16 protein-coding genes are annotated in these 13984 nt (G+C 61.6%); 7 read left to right on the top strand and 9 right to left on the bottom strand.

From position 1 onward, the window contains the following. Positions 1 to 109 precede the first annotated feature (109 nt). From VJ604_RS12550 to VJ604_RS12535, 4 genes are all read left to right on the top strand, one after another. On the top strand, positions 110 to 880 hold the full coding sequence (locus VJ604_RS12550) for an enoyl-ACP reductase FabI (RefSeq protein WP_324082995.1): 771 nt from the start codon (positions 110 to 112) through the stop codon (positions 878 to 880). Between the two features lie 88 nt (positions 881 to 968). Then, positions 969 to 2624: a GTPase HflX gene (gene hflX / locus VJ604_RS12545; protein ID WP_324082992.1), complete on the top strand. Its 1656-nt coding sequence runs from the start codon at positions 969 to 971 to the stop codon at positions 2622 to 2624. A 96-nt stretch (positions 2625 to 2720) separates the two neighbouring features. Further along, a complete protein-coding gene (locus tag VJ604_RS12540) occupies positions 2721 to 3377 on the top strand; it encodes a trimeric intracellular cation channel family protein (protein ID WP_324082989.1) in 657 nt (218 codons plus the stop codon). A gap of 119 nt (positions 3378 to 3496) precedes the next feature. Further along, a complete protein-coding gene (locus VJ604_RS12535) occupies positions 3497 to 3964 on the top strand; it encodes an NUDIX hydrolase (RefSeq protein WP_324082987.1) in 468 nt (155 codons plus the stop codon). Here the strand turns inward: VJ604_RS12535 and rtcA are convergent. The 6 genes from rtcA to VJ604_RS12505 form a co-directional block, all read right to left on the bottom strand. Beyond that, a complete protein-coding gene (rtcA, locus tag VJ604_RS12530; RefSeq protein WP_324082985.1) occupies positions 3961 to 5025 on the bottom strand; it encodes an RNA 3'-terminal phosphate cyclase in 1065 nt (354 codons plus the stop codon). The genes VJ604_RS12535 and rtcA overlap by 4 nt on opposite strands. Before the next feature lie 254 nt (positions 5026 to 5279). Beyond that, positions 5280 to 6452, bottom strand: coding sequence for a 6-phosphofructokinase (locus VJ604_RS12525; protein ID WP_324082982.1), 1173 nt, complete (start codon positions 6450 to 6452; stop codon positions 5280 to 5282). A gap of 210 nt (positions 6453 to 6662) precedes the next feature. Further along, positions 6663 to 8237 (bottom strand): putative bifunctional diguanylate cyclase/phosphodiesterase, encoded by a 1575-nt coding sequence (locus VJ604_RS12520; protein ID WP_324082981.1) that lies wholly within the window; start codon positions 8235 to 8237, stop codon positions 6663 to 6665. A 157-nt stretch (positions 8238 to 8394) separates the two neighbouring features. Continuing rightward, positions 8395 to 8715 (bottom strand): carboxymuconolactone decarboxylase family protein, encoded by a 321-nt coding sequence (locus VJ604_RS12515; protein ID WP_324082978.1) that lies wholly within the window; start codon positions 8713 to 8715, stop codon positions 8395 to 8397. A gap of 108 nt (positions 8716 to 8823) precedes the next feature. Next, positions 8824 to 9111, bottom strand: coding sequence for a hypothetical protein (locus tag VJ604_RS12510; protein WP_324082976.1), 288 nt, complete (start codon positions 9109 to 9111; stop codon positions 8824 to 8826). Then, a complete protein-coding gene (locus VJ604_RS12505; protein WP_324082974.1) occupies positions 9108 to 9605 on the bottom strand; it encodes a DNA-processing protein DprA in 498 nt (165 codons plus the stop codon). Before VJ604_RS12505 ends, VJ604_RS12510 begins: the two co-directional genes overlap by 4 nt. 186 nt (positions 9606 to 9791) lie before the next feature. Between VJ604_RS12505 and VJ604_RS12500 the strand changes: the two genes are divergently transcribed. Continuing rightward, a complete protein-coding gene (locus VJ604_RS12500; RefSeq protein ID WP_324082972.1) occupies positions 9792 to 10592 on the top strand; it encodes a phospholipase C/P1 nuclease family protein in 801 nt (266 codons plus the stop codon). A gap of 199 nt (positions 10593 to 10791) precedes the next feature. On the opposite strand, the gene VJ604_RS12495 is transcribed toward VJ604_RS12500, so the two are convergent. Both VJ604_RS12495 and VJ604_RS12490 read right to left on the bottom strand, forming a co-directional pair. After that, positions 10792 to 11247 carry a DUF2889 domain-containing protein gene (locus VJ604_RS12495; RefSeq protein ID WP_324082970.1) on the bottom strand — a complete coding sequence of 152 codons (456 nt, stop codon included), beginning with the start codon at positions 11245 to 11247 and terminating at the stop codon, positions 10792 to 10794. A 161-nt stretch (positions 11248 to 11408) separates the two neighbouring features. Beyond that, positions 11409 to 11936, bottom strand: a complete 528-nt coding sequence (locus tag VJ604_RS12490; RefSeq protein ID WP_324082968.1) for a Spy/CpxP family protein refolding chaperone — start codon at positions 11934 to 11936, stop codon at positions 11409 to 11411. Positions 11937 to 12108: 172 nt separating this feature from the next. Between VJ604_RS12490 and VJ604_RS12485 the strand changes: the two genes are divergently transcribed. Then, positions 12109 to 12534 (top strand): cupin domain-containing protein, encoded by a 426-nt coding sequence (locus VJ604_RS12485; protein WP_324082967.1) that lies wholly within the window; start codon positions 12109 to 12111, stop codon positions 12532 to 12534. 34 nt (positions 12535 to 12568) lie between these two features. Here the strand turns inward: VJ604_RS12485 and VJ604_RS12480 are convergent, their stop codons facing one another. After that, positions 12569 to 13651, bottom strand: coding sequence for an ADP-ribosylglycohydrolase family protein (locus VJ604_RS12480; protein ID WP_324082964.1), 1083 nt, complete (start codon positions 13649 to 13651; stop codon positions 12569 to 12571). Positions 13652 to 13783: 132 nt separating this feature from the next. Here VJ604_RS12480 and VJ604_RS12475 point away from each other — a divergent pair. Next, on the top strand, positions 13784 to 13984 hold a 201-nt coding region (locus VJ604_RS12475), incomplete at its 3' end, for an SseB family protein (RefSeq protein WP_324082963.1).

Raw genomic sequence — 13984 nt, 5'->3', positions numbered from 1 at the left:
CATATTACTTAGTTGCAAAGGGCGCCATTTTTCATTATGATGCCCTGCTATACGTCGGCCGGAAGAACAGATAACGTTAATCTGCCGGTCTCGACGAGGAGGAGAGTGCATGGGTTTACTAGAAGGGAAAAAGGCCCTCATTTTCGGGGTCGCCAACGATAAGAGCATCGCCTGGGCAGTGGCCGAGGCTTACCGAAGAGAGGGAGCCGAAGTCGCCCTCGCCTACGCAGGCGAGGCGGTGGCCAAGCGGGTCATCCCGCTGGCCGAGAGCATCGGCGTCAGCCTGACCATCCCCTGCGACGTGCGCAGCGATGAGGATCTTGCAGCGCTCTTCGACCAGGTCGGCAAGGCCTGGGGAGGTCTCGACATCCTGGTCCACTCGGTCGCCTTCGCCAACAAGGACGAGCTGAAAGGCTCCTTCCTCAACACCACCCGCGAAGGGTTCGCCATGGCGCTCGACATCAGCGCCTACTCCCTGATCGCCATGTGCAAATACGCCGAGCCTCTGCTGGCCGGCAGAAACGGCAGCATCATCGCCATGACCTACTTGGGCGCCCAAAAGGTATTCCCCAACTACAACGTGATGGGAGTGGCCAAGGCAGCTCTGGAGGCGAGCGTCCGCTACCTCGCGGAGGCCATGGGCCCGGACGGCACCAGGGTCAACGCCATCTCGGCGGGACCGCTCAGGACGCTGGCCTCGGCAGGCGTGGGCGGTTTCAACCAGATCGCCGGCCACGTGGCGGGCAAGGCACCGCTCAGACGCAACATCAGCCAGGAGGAAGTGGCCAACGCCGCGCTCTACCTGGGGAGTGACCTCGCGGCCGGGGTCACCGGCGAAGTGCACTTCGTCGACAGCGGCTACAACATCATCGGATTGTAGTATCCTGAAACAGTCGAACCATTAAGCTGCCCGGAGGACCACCATCAAACAACCGCACGGCAATCTGACAGGACTCAAGCCAAGCCAGGTGCAGAGGCTGGAGAGGCTCTACCGCCGCAGGGTCAGCCCGGGCGAGGTGATCTCTCTGGAAGTTGCCAGGGAACTGGCCGAGATCTCTCTGGAGATCCGGCGCCAGCTCGGCATCCTGATCAGCAGGATCGGTGAGATTGCCTACGTGGTGGTCGGCGACGAACGGGCGCTGTTGATCCCGTCCCTGGACGATTACCCCCTCGGGCGACGCCTCGTGCGGGGGGTGCGCCTGGTCCATACCCACCTGAAGGGAGAGACCCTCTCCGACGACGACCTGACCGACCTCTCCCTTTTGCGCCTCGACATGATCGCGGCGCTGCAGCTCACCCAGAACCCGGACCGCTTCTCGATCCAGACCGCCGCGCTGGTCCCGCACCGGGAGAACGGACCTCCCTACCAGGTGGAGCCATCCCTCCCCTTCAACCGCTACGACCTCGACTTCCGCGCCTTCATCGAAACGCTGGAGTACTCCCTGGAGAAGGGACTGCAGGACGGGCGCGCCGTCTCCACCGGGCAGGAGCGCGGCATCCTCGTCTCGGTCACCCAGAAGACCCTGGAGGAGGCGACGGACTCCATGGAGGAGCTGAAGGAACTGGCCAGGACGGCAGGGGTGGGGGTGCTGGATACCTTCATCCAGCGGCCCAAGGAATTCAACCCGCGCTACCTGATGGGGGAAGGGAAGATCCGCGAGGTGCTCATCAAGGCGCTCCAGCTGGGTGCCACCATGCTGGTCTTCGACCAGGAGCTTTCTCCCGCCCAGGTCCGCTCCATCTCCGAGCTTTCCGAGTTGAAGGTCATCGACCGCAGCCAGCTGATACTGGACATCTTCGCCCGGCGCGCCACCACCCAGGACGGCAAGGTCCAGGTGGAACTGGCCCAGCTGAAATACCTGCTCCCCAGGCTGATCGGGCGCGGCGTGCAGATGTCCCGGCTCATGGGGGGGATCGGCGGGCGCGGCCCCGGCGAGACGAAGCTGGAGATCGACCGGCGTCGTATCCGCGACCGCATCGCGCACCTGGAGCGGGAGCTGAAGGAGCTGTCGAACGGCCGCTACCAGCGCCGCCAGAAGAGGGTGAAGGCAGGCATCCCTATCATCTCCATCGTCGGCTACACCAATGCCGGGAAATCGACGCTGCTCAACACGCTCACCAAGAGCGAGGTGTTCACCGAGAACCTGCTCTTCGCCACCCTGGACACCTCATCCCGCAGGCTCCGCTTCCCCAGGGACCACGAGGTGATCATCACCGACACGGTCGGCTTCATCCGCAGCCTGCCGAAGTCGCTACTTGGCGCGTTCAAGGCGACCTTGGAGGAGCTGAAGGACGCCGACATCCTCATCCACCTGGTCGACTGCGCCAATCCGCGCTTCGAGGAACAGATCCACGAGGTGGACGCTATCCTGGCGGAGTTGGGGCTTGCCGACAAGCGAAGGCTGCTGGTGTTCAACAAGGCCGACCAGTTGCCCGCTCTCAAAAAGAGCGACCCGCTCGCCTTTATGAAGGTACGCCAGGCCACCAGGAAGTACGGCGCCATCACGGTGAGCGCCAATGACCGCAAGAGCCTGGAGCCGCTCCTGACAGAGCTGCAGCAGCGCTTCTGGCAGGACGTCCCCGATTACCAGGCGGTGATCCTCGACCAGCATTTCGAGGAGTAGCCTGTGTAAGGCACCCTCACCCGGCCTTCGGCCACCCTCTCCCCTGAAGGGGCGAGGGTATCGACACAGTTTAGGAAACAAAAAAGACCTCACTTCATGAATCCCATTGATCACCAAGCTGCAATCATTTATTTCCTCGATCTGTTAGGCACCGTCGCTTTCGCCGCCTCCGGTGCGCTGGCGGGTGTGCGCCGCCGCATGGACCTTCTGGGGGTCATCGTACTTGGCATCGTGACCGCCACCGGCGGCGGCGTGATGCGCGACGTGCTGCTGAACGACACCCCCCCCTTTTGCTTCAAGAACGAGCTGTACCTCTACCTGGCTGTCGCCGCTTCGGTGGTGGTTTTCCTGACGCCGCGAAGCTTCGAGAGGATGAACCGGGCCATGCTGCTTTTGGACGCGCTCGGCCTGGGCACCTTCCTGGTCATCGGCACCTCCAAGGCGCTCTCCTTTCACCTTGGCTACCTGGGGGCAGTCATCATGGGGGTCATGACCGCCACCTGCGGGGGATTGGTGCGCGACCTTTTGAGCAACGAGATTCCGCTCATCCTGCAGCGCGAGATTTACGCCTCCGCCTGCGTTGTCGGGGGCTCGCTCCTCTTTTGCCTGCACCAGGCCGCGGTAGCTTCCTCCATCAGCCTCACCGTCTCCGCCGTGACCGTCATCGCCATCAGGTGTGCGGCGCTGATGAAGGGGTGGCAGCTGCCAAGACGGCACATCCACGCCGCTCCCCCGTTGCAACCTGACAAGTAGCAATCCGGGGAGCCGGCACCTTCGCGCCCTCCCCTTCCACGCCACTGCACTCCACTCGCCGCTTCCCACCCGACTCTTATCCTCACCATCACTGCTAAAGGGTTGAAGGAGGTTCCACAATGCCGAAAACGAGCGCCGGCCTGCTGATGTACCGCCTCAGAGATCACCAGCTGGAACTCTTCCTGGTCCATCCCGGCGGACCCCTTTGGGCCAAGAAGGACCTCGGCTCCTGGTCGATCCCCAAGGGGGAATACACCAGCGGCGAGGACGCCTTCGAGGTTGCCAGGCGGGAGTTTCAGGAGGAGACGGGATTCCAGGCCGAAGGGGAATTCCGGGAGCTCAACCTGGTGAAACAGCCGGGGGGGAAGCAGGTCAGGGCGTGGGCGGTGGAAGGTGACTGCGATGCCGGCGCCATCACCAGCAATCTCTTCACCATGGAATGGCCGCCCAAGTCGGGACGGCAGGCGGAATTCCCGGAGGTTGATCGGGCGGGATGGTTCGGGGTCGAGCAGGCGAAGGAGAAGATTCTGCAGGGACAGTTGCCGTTTATCGGGGAGCTCTGCCGGTTACTGGGATTCGAGGATTAACCACTTCCCCCTCGCCCCGGCTTAATAATCACCCTTCCCGGCTGGTCGATCACCCCTTCCACCTTGCTTTCCATCTCCAGAAATAACGAGGTCACCATCAGGTTGGTCAGCAGGTGACTGCTGATGCGGGAGGTGGTGAAAACGGAGGGAGCGTCGGCCTGCCCCAAGTACAGCACCAGTTGGTCGGCCAGGTGCGGGTCCACCGGCATGCCTGTCCTGTGATGGGCCAGCAGTTCACCGGCCGCCTCCTCACCCACACGCTCGGCCGGCTTACCGCGTTCGCCCAACACCGTGAACCCTGTCACGACATGATCATACTCGGCCTTCAGGAAGATAAAGGTCCCCTGCCCGTATATCTTCAACTCCTGGATTTCCACCTCCATCGGCAACTCCCTTCCCAATTCCGCTCTCAAGATGGTGAGGGCAGCATGCGCCTCGCGCTCGGCGATGTGGCGCGGCAGGTTTCCGACGGCGGCATAACCGCTGACCCGCAGCAGCTTGCCGCGCTCTTCCAGATGAAGGGGAAGCAGGCGGCTAGCCGGTTGGACTCGACAGCCGACCCGACCGCCTCCCTTGGGGTAGAAACCGCAGGACTCCAGGGTGAAGTCGACCATGCCTCCCAGGCGGGCGAGGGCCGGAGCGAAGACCTCGGCGAGATAGTGCCAGGAGGGGCTGAATGGGACGTGGGTGCCGCCGATCAGCCTGAGGCGGCTGGTCCCGGCGGACTTGACCAGGGGAGGAATGATGGTCTGCAGGACCAGCGGTGTGGAGCCTGCCGTGCCGATGTCGAACTCGTAATTGCCGGCGCTGACCGGGCCGGGAACGAAGAGGAGCTCCTGGGAGCCGAGCACCTCCCCGGAGAGTTCGGCGGCGGCGATGCGGGCGGCGGCCTGCACCGCCACCAGGTGCTGGCGCATGAGTCCCGGCTTGGAACGGGACTTCCGGATGTTCCGGATCCGGAAAGCTTTGCCGGTGATGCAGGCGAGGCTCAGCGCGGTGCGCAGTATCTGCCCTCCCCCCTCTCCCTGGCCGCCGTCGATTTCGATCAATGACTTGCTCATGGTTTTCCGGATCGCTCCTTCCGCTCCTCCTCCCTAGCCCTCCCCCTTCGGGAGAGGGGAGTGTCTGACTTGCCCTCCTGTGTCAGACTTGCTCCTCCTCCCGGAGGGGGGAGGCCGGGTGGGGGGACACTGCCACCATTAGCTGGGCTGCATCCTTGCTGGACGATTGGCCCCCCCCTCCCTAACCCTCCCCCTTCGGGAGAGGGGAGTGTCGGACGGGCTGAGCGGTTGAAGGTGAGAGGGATGCGCCCTGTTCAGTACAGGAACATCGGCTTGCCGAGTACGTGGCGTACCTTGGGACGATACTGCTCACAGTCGTACAGTTCCGTCACGTCTACCCGCTTCACTCCCTGCATGATGGAACTGATCGGGATGTGGCAGTAGGTGCCACCCTGCAAGGCGACCATGCGGCCGGACATCCCTTCCGCTATCAGATCCATCGCCATGTTCGCGTAGTTGAAGGCAACCATTAAGTCGAGGGAGTCCGGTGCGCCGCTGCGCATGAGGTAGGAGAGCTGCTGGTAGATGATGTGGGAGCCGGTCAGCTGCTTGATTGCCTCGCTGACCACTACGCCGATGCCCCCTAATTTCTTATGACCGTAGGCGTCCTCCTGCCCGTACTCCACGACCTGCCCCCCGATCATGGAGGCCCCTTCCGATACGGTCACCATGGCATAGTTGCTCTTGTTGCCGCGCTTGTCCTCGCGCAAGAAGGCGCAGAGCTTTTCGACGTCGAAGGGTACTTCGGAGATGAGAGCACGGTCCACGCCGGCGAGGTAGGCCGAGATCAGCGAGGTCTCGCCGGAGTTGCGGCCGAACAGCTCGACCACGGCGATCCGCTCATGGGACCCTGCGCTGGTTCGCAGGTTGTGAATGAAGTTTACGCTGCGGGTGACCGCGGTGGAGAACCCGATGCAGTAATCGGTGCCGAAAACGTCGTTGTCCATGGTCTTCGGGATAGCCACCACCGGGAACCCCTCGCGGTGCAGCCTCTCTGCATAGCTCAGCGTGTCGTCGCCACCGATCGGGATCAGTGCGTCGATGCCGAGATGATCGAGGGTGGCCAGCACGTGCTGGGTGAAATCATGGGTCCCGGAGGCCGAGGCCTGAACGGTGAAATCCTGCAGGAAGGAGGGGACATCGGCGCCGGCCACCTTCCCCGGATTGGTGCGGCTGGTATGGAGGAAAGTGCCACCGGTGCGGTCGACGGTACGGACCGTCTGCCGGTCGAGCGGCATGATGTACTTCTCCCTCGCCTCCGGGTCATCCCGATTGAAGTTGAGTAGCCCGCCCCAGCCCCGCCTGATCCCCACCACCTTGTAGCCGTTATCCGCCGCCCGGTTCACCAGGGTCTTCAAAGCCGGGTTGAGCCCCGGCACATCACCGCCCCCCGTCAGCACACCTACCGTCTTTTGCCTTTCGAACATGAGAAGCTCCTTTGTAGTGAGAGCACCAGAGATTAATTAACGCACATCATTATAGCCGAGGGGAGTGCCATTTCAATGTTGGGTACGCCATCCACGGAGAGGCCCGGTTCCCCTCCCTAGCCCTCCCCCTTCGGGAGAGGGGACTGTCGGACCCATCGTCGACGAGGCCGCAGTCCAGGAGAGGGGACTGTAGAGATGGAATCAAGATCGCTACTTCTTGGGGATGTTGTGCTGGAGCAAGAAGGAGGTGATCTCTTGCGCTTCGAGGGGGCGGGCGAAATAGTAGCCTTGCATGTACCGGCAGTCGATGGAGGAGAGGAATTCCTTCTGCGCTTCCGACTCCACCCCCTCGGCGATGGCGTCCATATGCAGACACTTGGCCATGAACATGATGGTGGTGGCGATCGCCGCATCGTCGGAGGAGGTGACCACGTCGTTCACGAAGGAGCGGTCAATCTTCAAGGCCTGGAAATGATAGTGCTTCAGCGAGGAAAGCGACGAATAGCCGGTGCCGAAGTCGTCGATCTGCACGTTCACCCCCATCCGGTGCAGGCGCTCCAACACCTCCAGCGACTCGGACTCGTACAGCATGAGGGATTCTTCGGTGATCTCCAGGGTGAGCCGGTCCGGCGGCAGGCCTCCCGCGTGCAGCGCATTCTCGATCACCTGCTCCAGCTCGTCCTGGGTGAAAATGGAAGGGGACATGTTGACGGCGACATTGATGTCGAGCCCCTCCTTTCGATACCACTCCGCCCCCTGCCGGCAGGCCTCTTTCAGTACCCACTGGGTCATCGGCCACATAAGCCCCGCCTTTTCCGCCAGCGGGACGAAACGCTTGGGTAGCAGCACGCCAAGGTGCGGGTGCCTCCAACGCACCAGCGCCTCAACACCGATCACGCGCATGGAGACCGCGTCCAGCTTGGGCTGGTAGACCAGGAACAGCTCGTCGCTGGTGATGGCCCGTAACAACCCCTGTTCCAGCTGGATACGGATATCCCGCTCCTCCTGCCATTCGCCTCCATAGAAGCAGAAGGTGGAGCGCCCCTGCTGCTTGGCCTGGTTGAGGGCGAGGTCCGCCATTTTGAAGAGCTGCATCGCCTCTTCACCATCGGAGGGGTACAGGGCGATGCCGATGCTGGCGCTGGTCTTGATCTTACTACCATCGATGACGAAGGGCTTGGATAGGGTGTCCAGAATGCGCTGGGCAACCACCCCCGGGCCGTTGATCCCCTCCGGCTTGCGCAAGAGGAGCGCGAACTCGTCCCCCCCCACCCTCGCCACCACGTCCTCACCGCGCCGCGCGCAGCACTCGGCAAGCCTGCGCCCGGTATCCACCAGCAAGGCATCGCCCGCCAGATGCCCCCGCTTGTCGTTGACCGTCTTGAAGCGGTCCAAGTCGAGAAAGAGCACGGCGAGCATCTCGTGGTGGCGCTTCGCGTACTCCACGCTTTGCAGCAGGAACTCGTCGAAGGCCTGCCGGTTGTACAGCCCGGTCAGTGCATCGCGGGAGGCCTGCTCGCGTATCCGCTGCTCGCTCGCCAGGTGCCGCGCCTGACTGATGGAGCTCAACCAGTACACGATGGCCCCCATGCTGAAGACGCCGAGCAGGTCCAAAACCAGCGACGCGAGATCGCGCAGTTCGGGACGGTTGGCGAAAGCTGTGTCGAAGAAGAGACCGGCCAGGAAGAGCCAGCAGAGGCCCAAGAAGAGATAGACGGCAGTGATGGCTGCGGGGGACAGGCGGCCTATCCAGTGGAAGAGTTTGGATATCGTGCCATTGGACATCTGTCCCCCCAGCCGCCGGAGGAAAGGGGTCATCCGGCCTGCGGGATGCCCCGTTGCGTGGAAAGATTTTTGGCTGGCAACCTGAAGACATCGCCAAGCCCGCACCGGAACTTCCTTGGTCGGCACGGGCTTGGCGGAGGGCTCGCGGATAAAGTGCTCAGTACCCTCTCTCTATGACGTCATCCACCCAGGAGAGGGCGGCGGCGGTGGTCGGAAAGCCGATAGTGGAGGTGAGGGCAAGGACGGCATGGCGGATTTCATCTGGAGTGGCGCCGGCTTCCAGCGCGCGGATGGTGTGACTGTGGGTGGAACCGTGCGACCTGATGGCAGCCGAAGCGGCCAACTGGATCAGGTGCAGGGTCTTCTTATCGAGAGGCCCGGCGGACTGCGCCGCGGCACGCAGGTTTTCAACAGCCGCGATCACCTCACCGTGCCGCTCTTTCAACTCCAGGTAATGCTCATGCGGTACCCTTGGCATACGTACCTCCTTTTCATGTGCCTGCGTCTCGGCGGAACCTCATCGGAACCGACCGTTAAAGTCTAACCGTTTTCCCGATTCAGGCAACACCAGGAGATAGTCCGGGCTTCAGGGCATATAGTAGGTGATTTCGTGATGCCCCACCACCAGGTGCAAGTCAATAAGTGATGGACGCTCGCAGCTAGCGCACCCCCACGCGGCGAGGAGATCCGCGGCGTGGTCCCGGCAGATCGGGGTGAAGAAGAGCGTCACCACTCCGTCCATCTCTCGCTTGAACAGCGCCATGGTCCTCGGCCCTTTGGCCGCGGCGAACGCCCCTTCGAAGGCCTCCTTACATTCTTCCAGTTTTCCTTGCGCCACCTGCTCGGCAGTCAGCGTCAGACAATACCAGTTCAAAGTTCCACCTCCGTAGGTTGATAGATATGAGAGACCTTCAGGTCAGCCACTTCCCGGCACAACCGCTCCAGATTGCCACCCGGCGCAACCCAAGCGACCACCGCCTCATCGGCCATCTCCACCATGAGCCGGTTCCTATGGTAGCAGGAATCCTCGCAGGCATGGGTAACACTTTCCGCGTAGCGGGTGACGATCAACAGCCGGCCGGCGTCGATGCCCTTCATGACCACCGGTTCGATGTTCTTCATGATCCCCCTGGCCAGCGCGATCACGATCGGCTGGCTTCCCTCCAGCAGGCGATAAAGGACCTCCCGTTCCACGCGGGAGTGGTACCCGGAGATCACGCAGGTCCCCTGCTCGCACTGGGCAGCGGCCCAAGCGAGCGAGGCTTCCTGCGCGGCGGGGGGACAGGTGCGCGAGCAGAGGAAGGCAACCTTGTAGAGGTCGAGCAGCTGAAGATTGCCGAGGGTATGAAGGGGTGCCGTACTCCTCACGGAGGACTCCCGGGGTGCAGCAGGTTTGGCATTGACCACCATGACAGAGCGATATGCTACTATGTCATTGGCGGGCCTTGCCACACTAGAGAGTACCCAATTGGACCTCCACTGGCAATTTTGGATTCTTATGACAGGAAGGCGGCGCCGTCTCAACCTGAAAACGAGGAGCTACAGGAAGTGACTATGGAAACGAAGTGGAAAGTGCGGCAAGGGTTGGGATGGCGTTACCGGGCGAGGCTGGCTGCCCCCCTTTTCCCCCTGCTGCTCGTTTTGCTGCTCGCCTCCCCCGCCCTCGCCTGGAACGACCTGACTCACATGGCGGTGGTAAGAGCGGCGGGGCTGGGGGACTTCGCCTATCTCGCGGTAGGTGCCGACATGGCCAAGGAGAAATCGGGCGGGCACGAAGAGGGAAACCACTACCGCGACAACGAGCGAGGGACGGTGGTGACGGCGGACATGGTCCTCGACCAGGTGGCGGATTATAACTGTCGCTGCAAGGGCCAGGGGCAGTTGTACGGCGCCATCATCGCCGCCTTGGACAAGCACCTGGAGAGAAAGAGCGAGAACAAGTACGCCCGCTACCCGTTGGGGTACGCGCTTCACTACCTCGGCGATCTCTCGATGCCGCTGCACAACATGGTGTACGACGACTTCAACAAGGCGAACCATGCCGCCAACGACGGCGTGGTGGAAGCGGGGGAGAGCGGATCAACCGACGAGATGGTGGCGAAAATCGCGCGGAACATCCAGCAGAGGATGAAGTCGGTACCGGCTTACCGGCTCCCTTTGGCCAGGGAGGGGTTGGCGAAGTTCAACCTGGCGGTGGCGCAGAAGGTGGCGGAGATTGCCAACCGGGCGATGGCCCTCGGTTTCGCGATGCATGACGCCGATCCGCCCAGACCGCTGATGACCCGCGAGGAGGCGTATCGCCAGCTCGCGGAAAGCGCGGTGCTAATCAAGGCTGTGTACGCTGCCATGCAGTAAGTCAAAGACGTTTAAGTCAAAGGCAGTTACCACGAAAGACACGAAAAACACGAAAGAAGGCAAAGAAGAAGAAAAGCCACTGCCGTACCTTCCCTCACCCCGCCCCTCTCCCCTGAAGGGGCGAGGGAGTACTACCTGCCTTTTCTTCCTGAATAGCTTTTTTTCGTGTCTTTCGTGTCTTTCCTGGTGAAAAAAGGTTTTACCGTGTCGGCACCGGGTTGGCGTATCCCGCACAACTGCCGCGCAGCTGCTCGTGGATGGTGTCCAGCATCTCCCGCTCGTCCTTAATCCCGGCTGCCGCCCTCAGGTTCAACGCCAGCGGCAAAAGCCCCAAAAGCAGGTTGCGGAGATTTCCGCACCCCTCACCGCCTCCCATTACCTCGATGATTTTCTTATTGAGCCCTTTGCCGATCGTGAAACCGACCAAGCCTGACAGGCGGGCGTGAACATTCTGGCAATCGGTGGTCGGGCACTTGCGGAATTCGACTCCGGCCGCGAGGATTTCCATGGTTTCGGGATTGACCGTTATGTTGAGTTCGACATCATGGAAACGATCGCGCATCAGTGCGGTCAGCGTCGCCTCCTTATCACTGCGCTTCAGCAGCTTATACGAAATGTCCCTCTGGAAATCTTCCATGGTGTTCAATTGCGACATCTTTACGTCCTCTTTCTTTCATTACCCTTTAGAACAGCGGGCTCACAAAAAAACTCACGTGAGATATGACACGATTATACGGTTTCACGACAAACAGCAATAAAAAAAGGCATCCATCTCGCGGGGGGGTGGATGCCTTTTCGGTGCTGTGGAACTCCGCCTTAGTCAGCCCCGCCGTCGCTCTCCATCTTGAGCAAGAACTTCTGGAACTTGGCCTCCCTTTTGGCCTGCAAGCCCTTGTAGGTGTTCAGCTGGTCGGGTGTCAAAAGCGCGAGGAATTTCCTGGTGTTCTGTGCCTTCTGCAGGGCGAGGTTGGTCTCTGCGGTAGCGACCGCGGCGGCCTGAGTCTGAATGGCGGACTGATCAGCGCTGCCGGAGGCCACCATGGTACGGAGCTGGTGCTTGGCCGTGATCATGTTCACGAGCAGCGGCTTCATGGTCTCGCGGTTGGACTTGAACATCACCTGCGCCTGAACCTTCTGCTGGTCGGTAAGATGCAGGGCCTTTACCATTTTCCTAAAGCCGTGGCGGCGGAAGTGCCCGTGGCCTTCACCGCGGAACCCTTCGTGAACCGCGGCCCCCTCGCGAGCTGCCGGAGCGGTTTCGTCGGCAAGGGCCAGCCCGCTCCCGCTAGCGGCGGTGGAGACAAGGCAACCTAAAAGCAGCAGCATTTTTACTTTGTTTCGCATCGCTTCCTCCTGTTACTTCGTTTCGTTGTTAACCTCTGAAATGAAAGATACGAGGTCAATGTGAAGGAAATTAGGAGGAATTGTGAAAAAGAGATCATCATTGACAGAGGCCGGCAATAGTCCTATATATCCAGCCAGTCACAGGCAGCCATCATCATAGGGAGGATCGCACATGACAAGCACAGGCAAAAATCACAGCGTCGAACACATAGGGCCGCTTGACTCACTGCTGGAGCGAGACTTCATGGGTTTTCACGGCAAGTACTTTCTTGGCCGGGAACTCGGCCTCACCGGCTGCGAGGTATCCCTCAACCGCTTGCCGGCGGGGAAAGGGATGCCCTTCGTCCACTCCCACAAGAAGAACGAGGAGCTGTACATCGTGCTGAGGGGGAGCGGAACCTTCTTCGTGGACGGCGAGGAGTTCCCCATCCAGGAGGGAAGCGTGATACGGGTGGCCCCGGCAGGCGAGCGAGCCTGGAAAGCGGGGGACGAGGACCTCTACTTCATCTGCATCCAGGCGGAGGCGGGGAGCTTGAGCCAAGCCACCCTGGAGGACGGCACCAGGCTGGAGACCAAGACGTCCTGGATGAAGAAATAACAGGCTCCCTGTCCTGTGGAAGGGAGCTCTGCACTTACTTATTACCGGCTGCCGCAGCCAGCGCGACCGCCAATTCTTCCAGCGCAGCCGATTGAGCCAGACCGCTGATGAAGCGCCCAGGGATTCCGCTCCGCCCCACCTGCGCACCGACCAAGGCGCCGGTCAGCATGGCGCGCGCCTGGTTCTGGCCACCGCCGTTGATCGCGTTCAGGACCGCCGACTCGAAGTCGTCCCGGAAGCGGGCGGCCAGGTAGTAGGTGGCCGGCAGGATATGGTAGATGGCGCATGGCATGCCGTACACCAGGGAAACCTTCCAGGCCGGCTCGATGCGTATCTCGGGGTCGGCAGCGGCAGCCGCCATGAAGGAAGGTGTGAGAAGGGCATCGGGCGAGGCGAAGCGCCCTGCCCGCGGCGGATCGGAGTCGCCGGGACGCGGAGGGGCAAGACCTTCCCGCGTTACCGCGTGAAAGGGAAGTTCTCCCGTGCTCACCAGCTTCATGAGCTTGCCGGAGAGCCGCTCATCCAGCGGATGGCCCTGAACCAGCATGCCCAGCACGGAGCAGAAGGCGACCGTCATGGAGACCACGGTATCGTCACTCTGGGTGAGGACGGTGTTGCTCGCCACCGCCCGGGCCAGTTGGTCCGGCTCCTGCGCGTAGCGGACCGCTATCGCCAGCGCCCGTTCGATCGCCTCGGTGGTGTCGGCATGCCCCCCGGTCCTCTCCCAGGGGAGCTGTTGTTGCACGCGGCGGCGCCAGGCCTCCCGGATGGACTGACTGGTGTACCCTCCCGGGCCCTTCACCGGAGTGCCGTCCAGCAGCGGGAACAGATCGTTGTCCAGGCGACGGCAGAAATCGGCCTCGTCGTACCCCCCCTTTTTTACCAGTGATTCCAGGGTCAGCCGCAGGATGAATCCCGGCTGTGAGGATTCACCCGCCTTGAGCCCTTCGTGATAGCGCCCCGCTTTAGGAGCGGTGTAGCCGTTGATCCATTCGCCATAATTTCTGCGTAACTCGCCCAGATCGTAGTACCAGTGTGGACCGACTCCCAGTGCTTCCCCGATGAAAGCGCCCATGATGGCTCCGACCGCCCGCTCTTCTGTGGTGAGATGTGCCATGACCCGCATCCTCCTTCATGAGACAGGTTTCTGCCACCAGTGTACTCCATATTGTTGTTGAAATGGTGCAGTGTGTTCTGTATGGTGCCTTGGCAAACGGCAAGGATTTAACTGACAGGGAAGGGGATTTGAATGGAAAAACTGGACGAGGCGTTGGTCGACCTGCGCCAAAATTTGAGAGACTACAAGAAGCAGTCGGCCTTTTACGACCTCTTTCTTAACGCCGCCTTCTTCGTCCCGGTCCTGGAGCCCCCCAGGGCTAAGGAAGCCGGCGACTCTAACGATGACGGAACCAGGGCAGTGGTCCCCATGGTGATCGAAGCGGAAGGAAAC

Source organism: Geomonas sp., from assembly GCF_035254065.1.
Classification (GTDB): domain Bacteria; phylum Desulfobacterota; class Desulfuromonadia; order Geobacterales; family Geobacteraceae; genus Geomonas.
The sequence above is the reverse complement of the archived record's forward strand: the minus strand, read 5'-3'. Positions and strand labels throughout refer to the sequence as shown.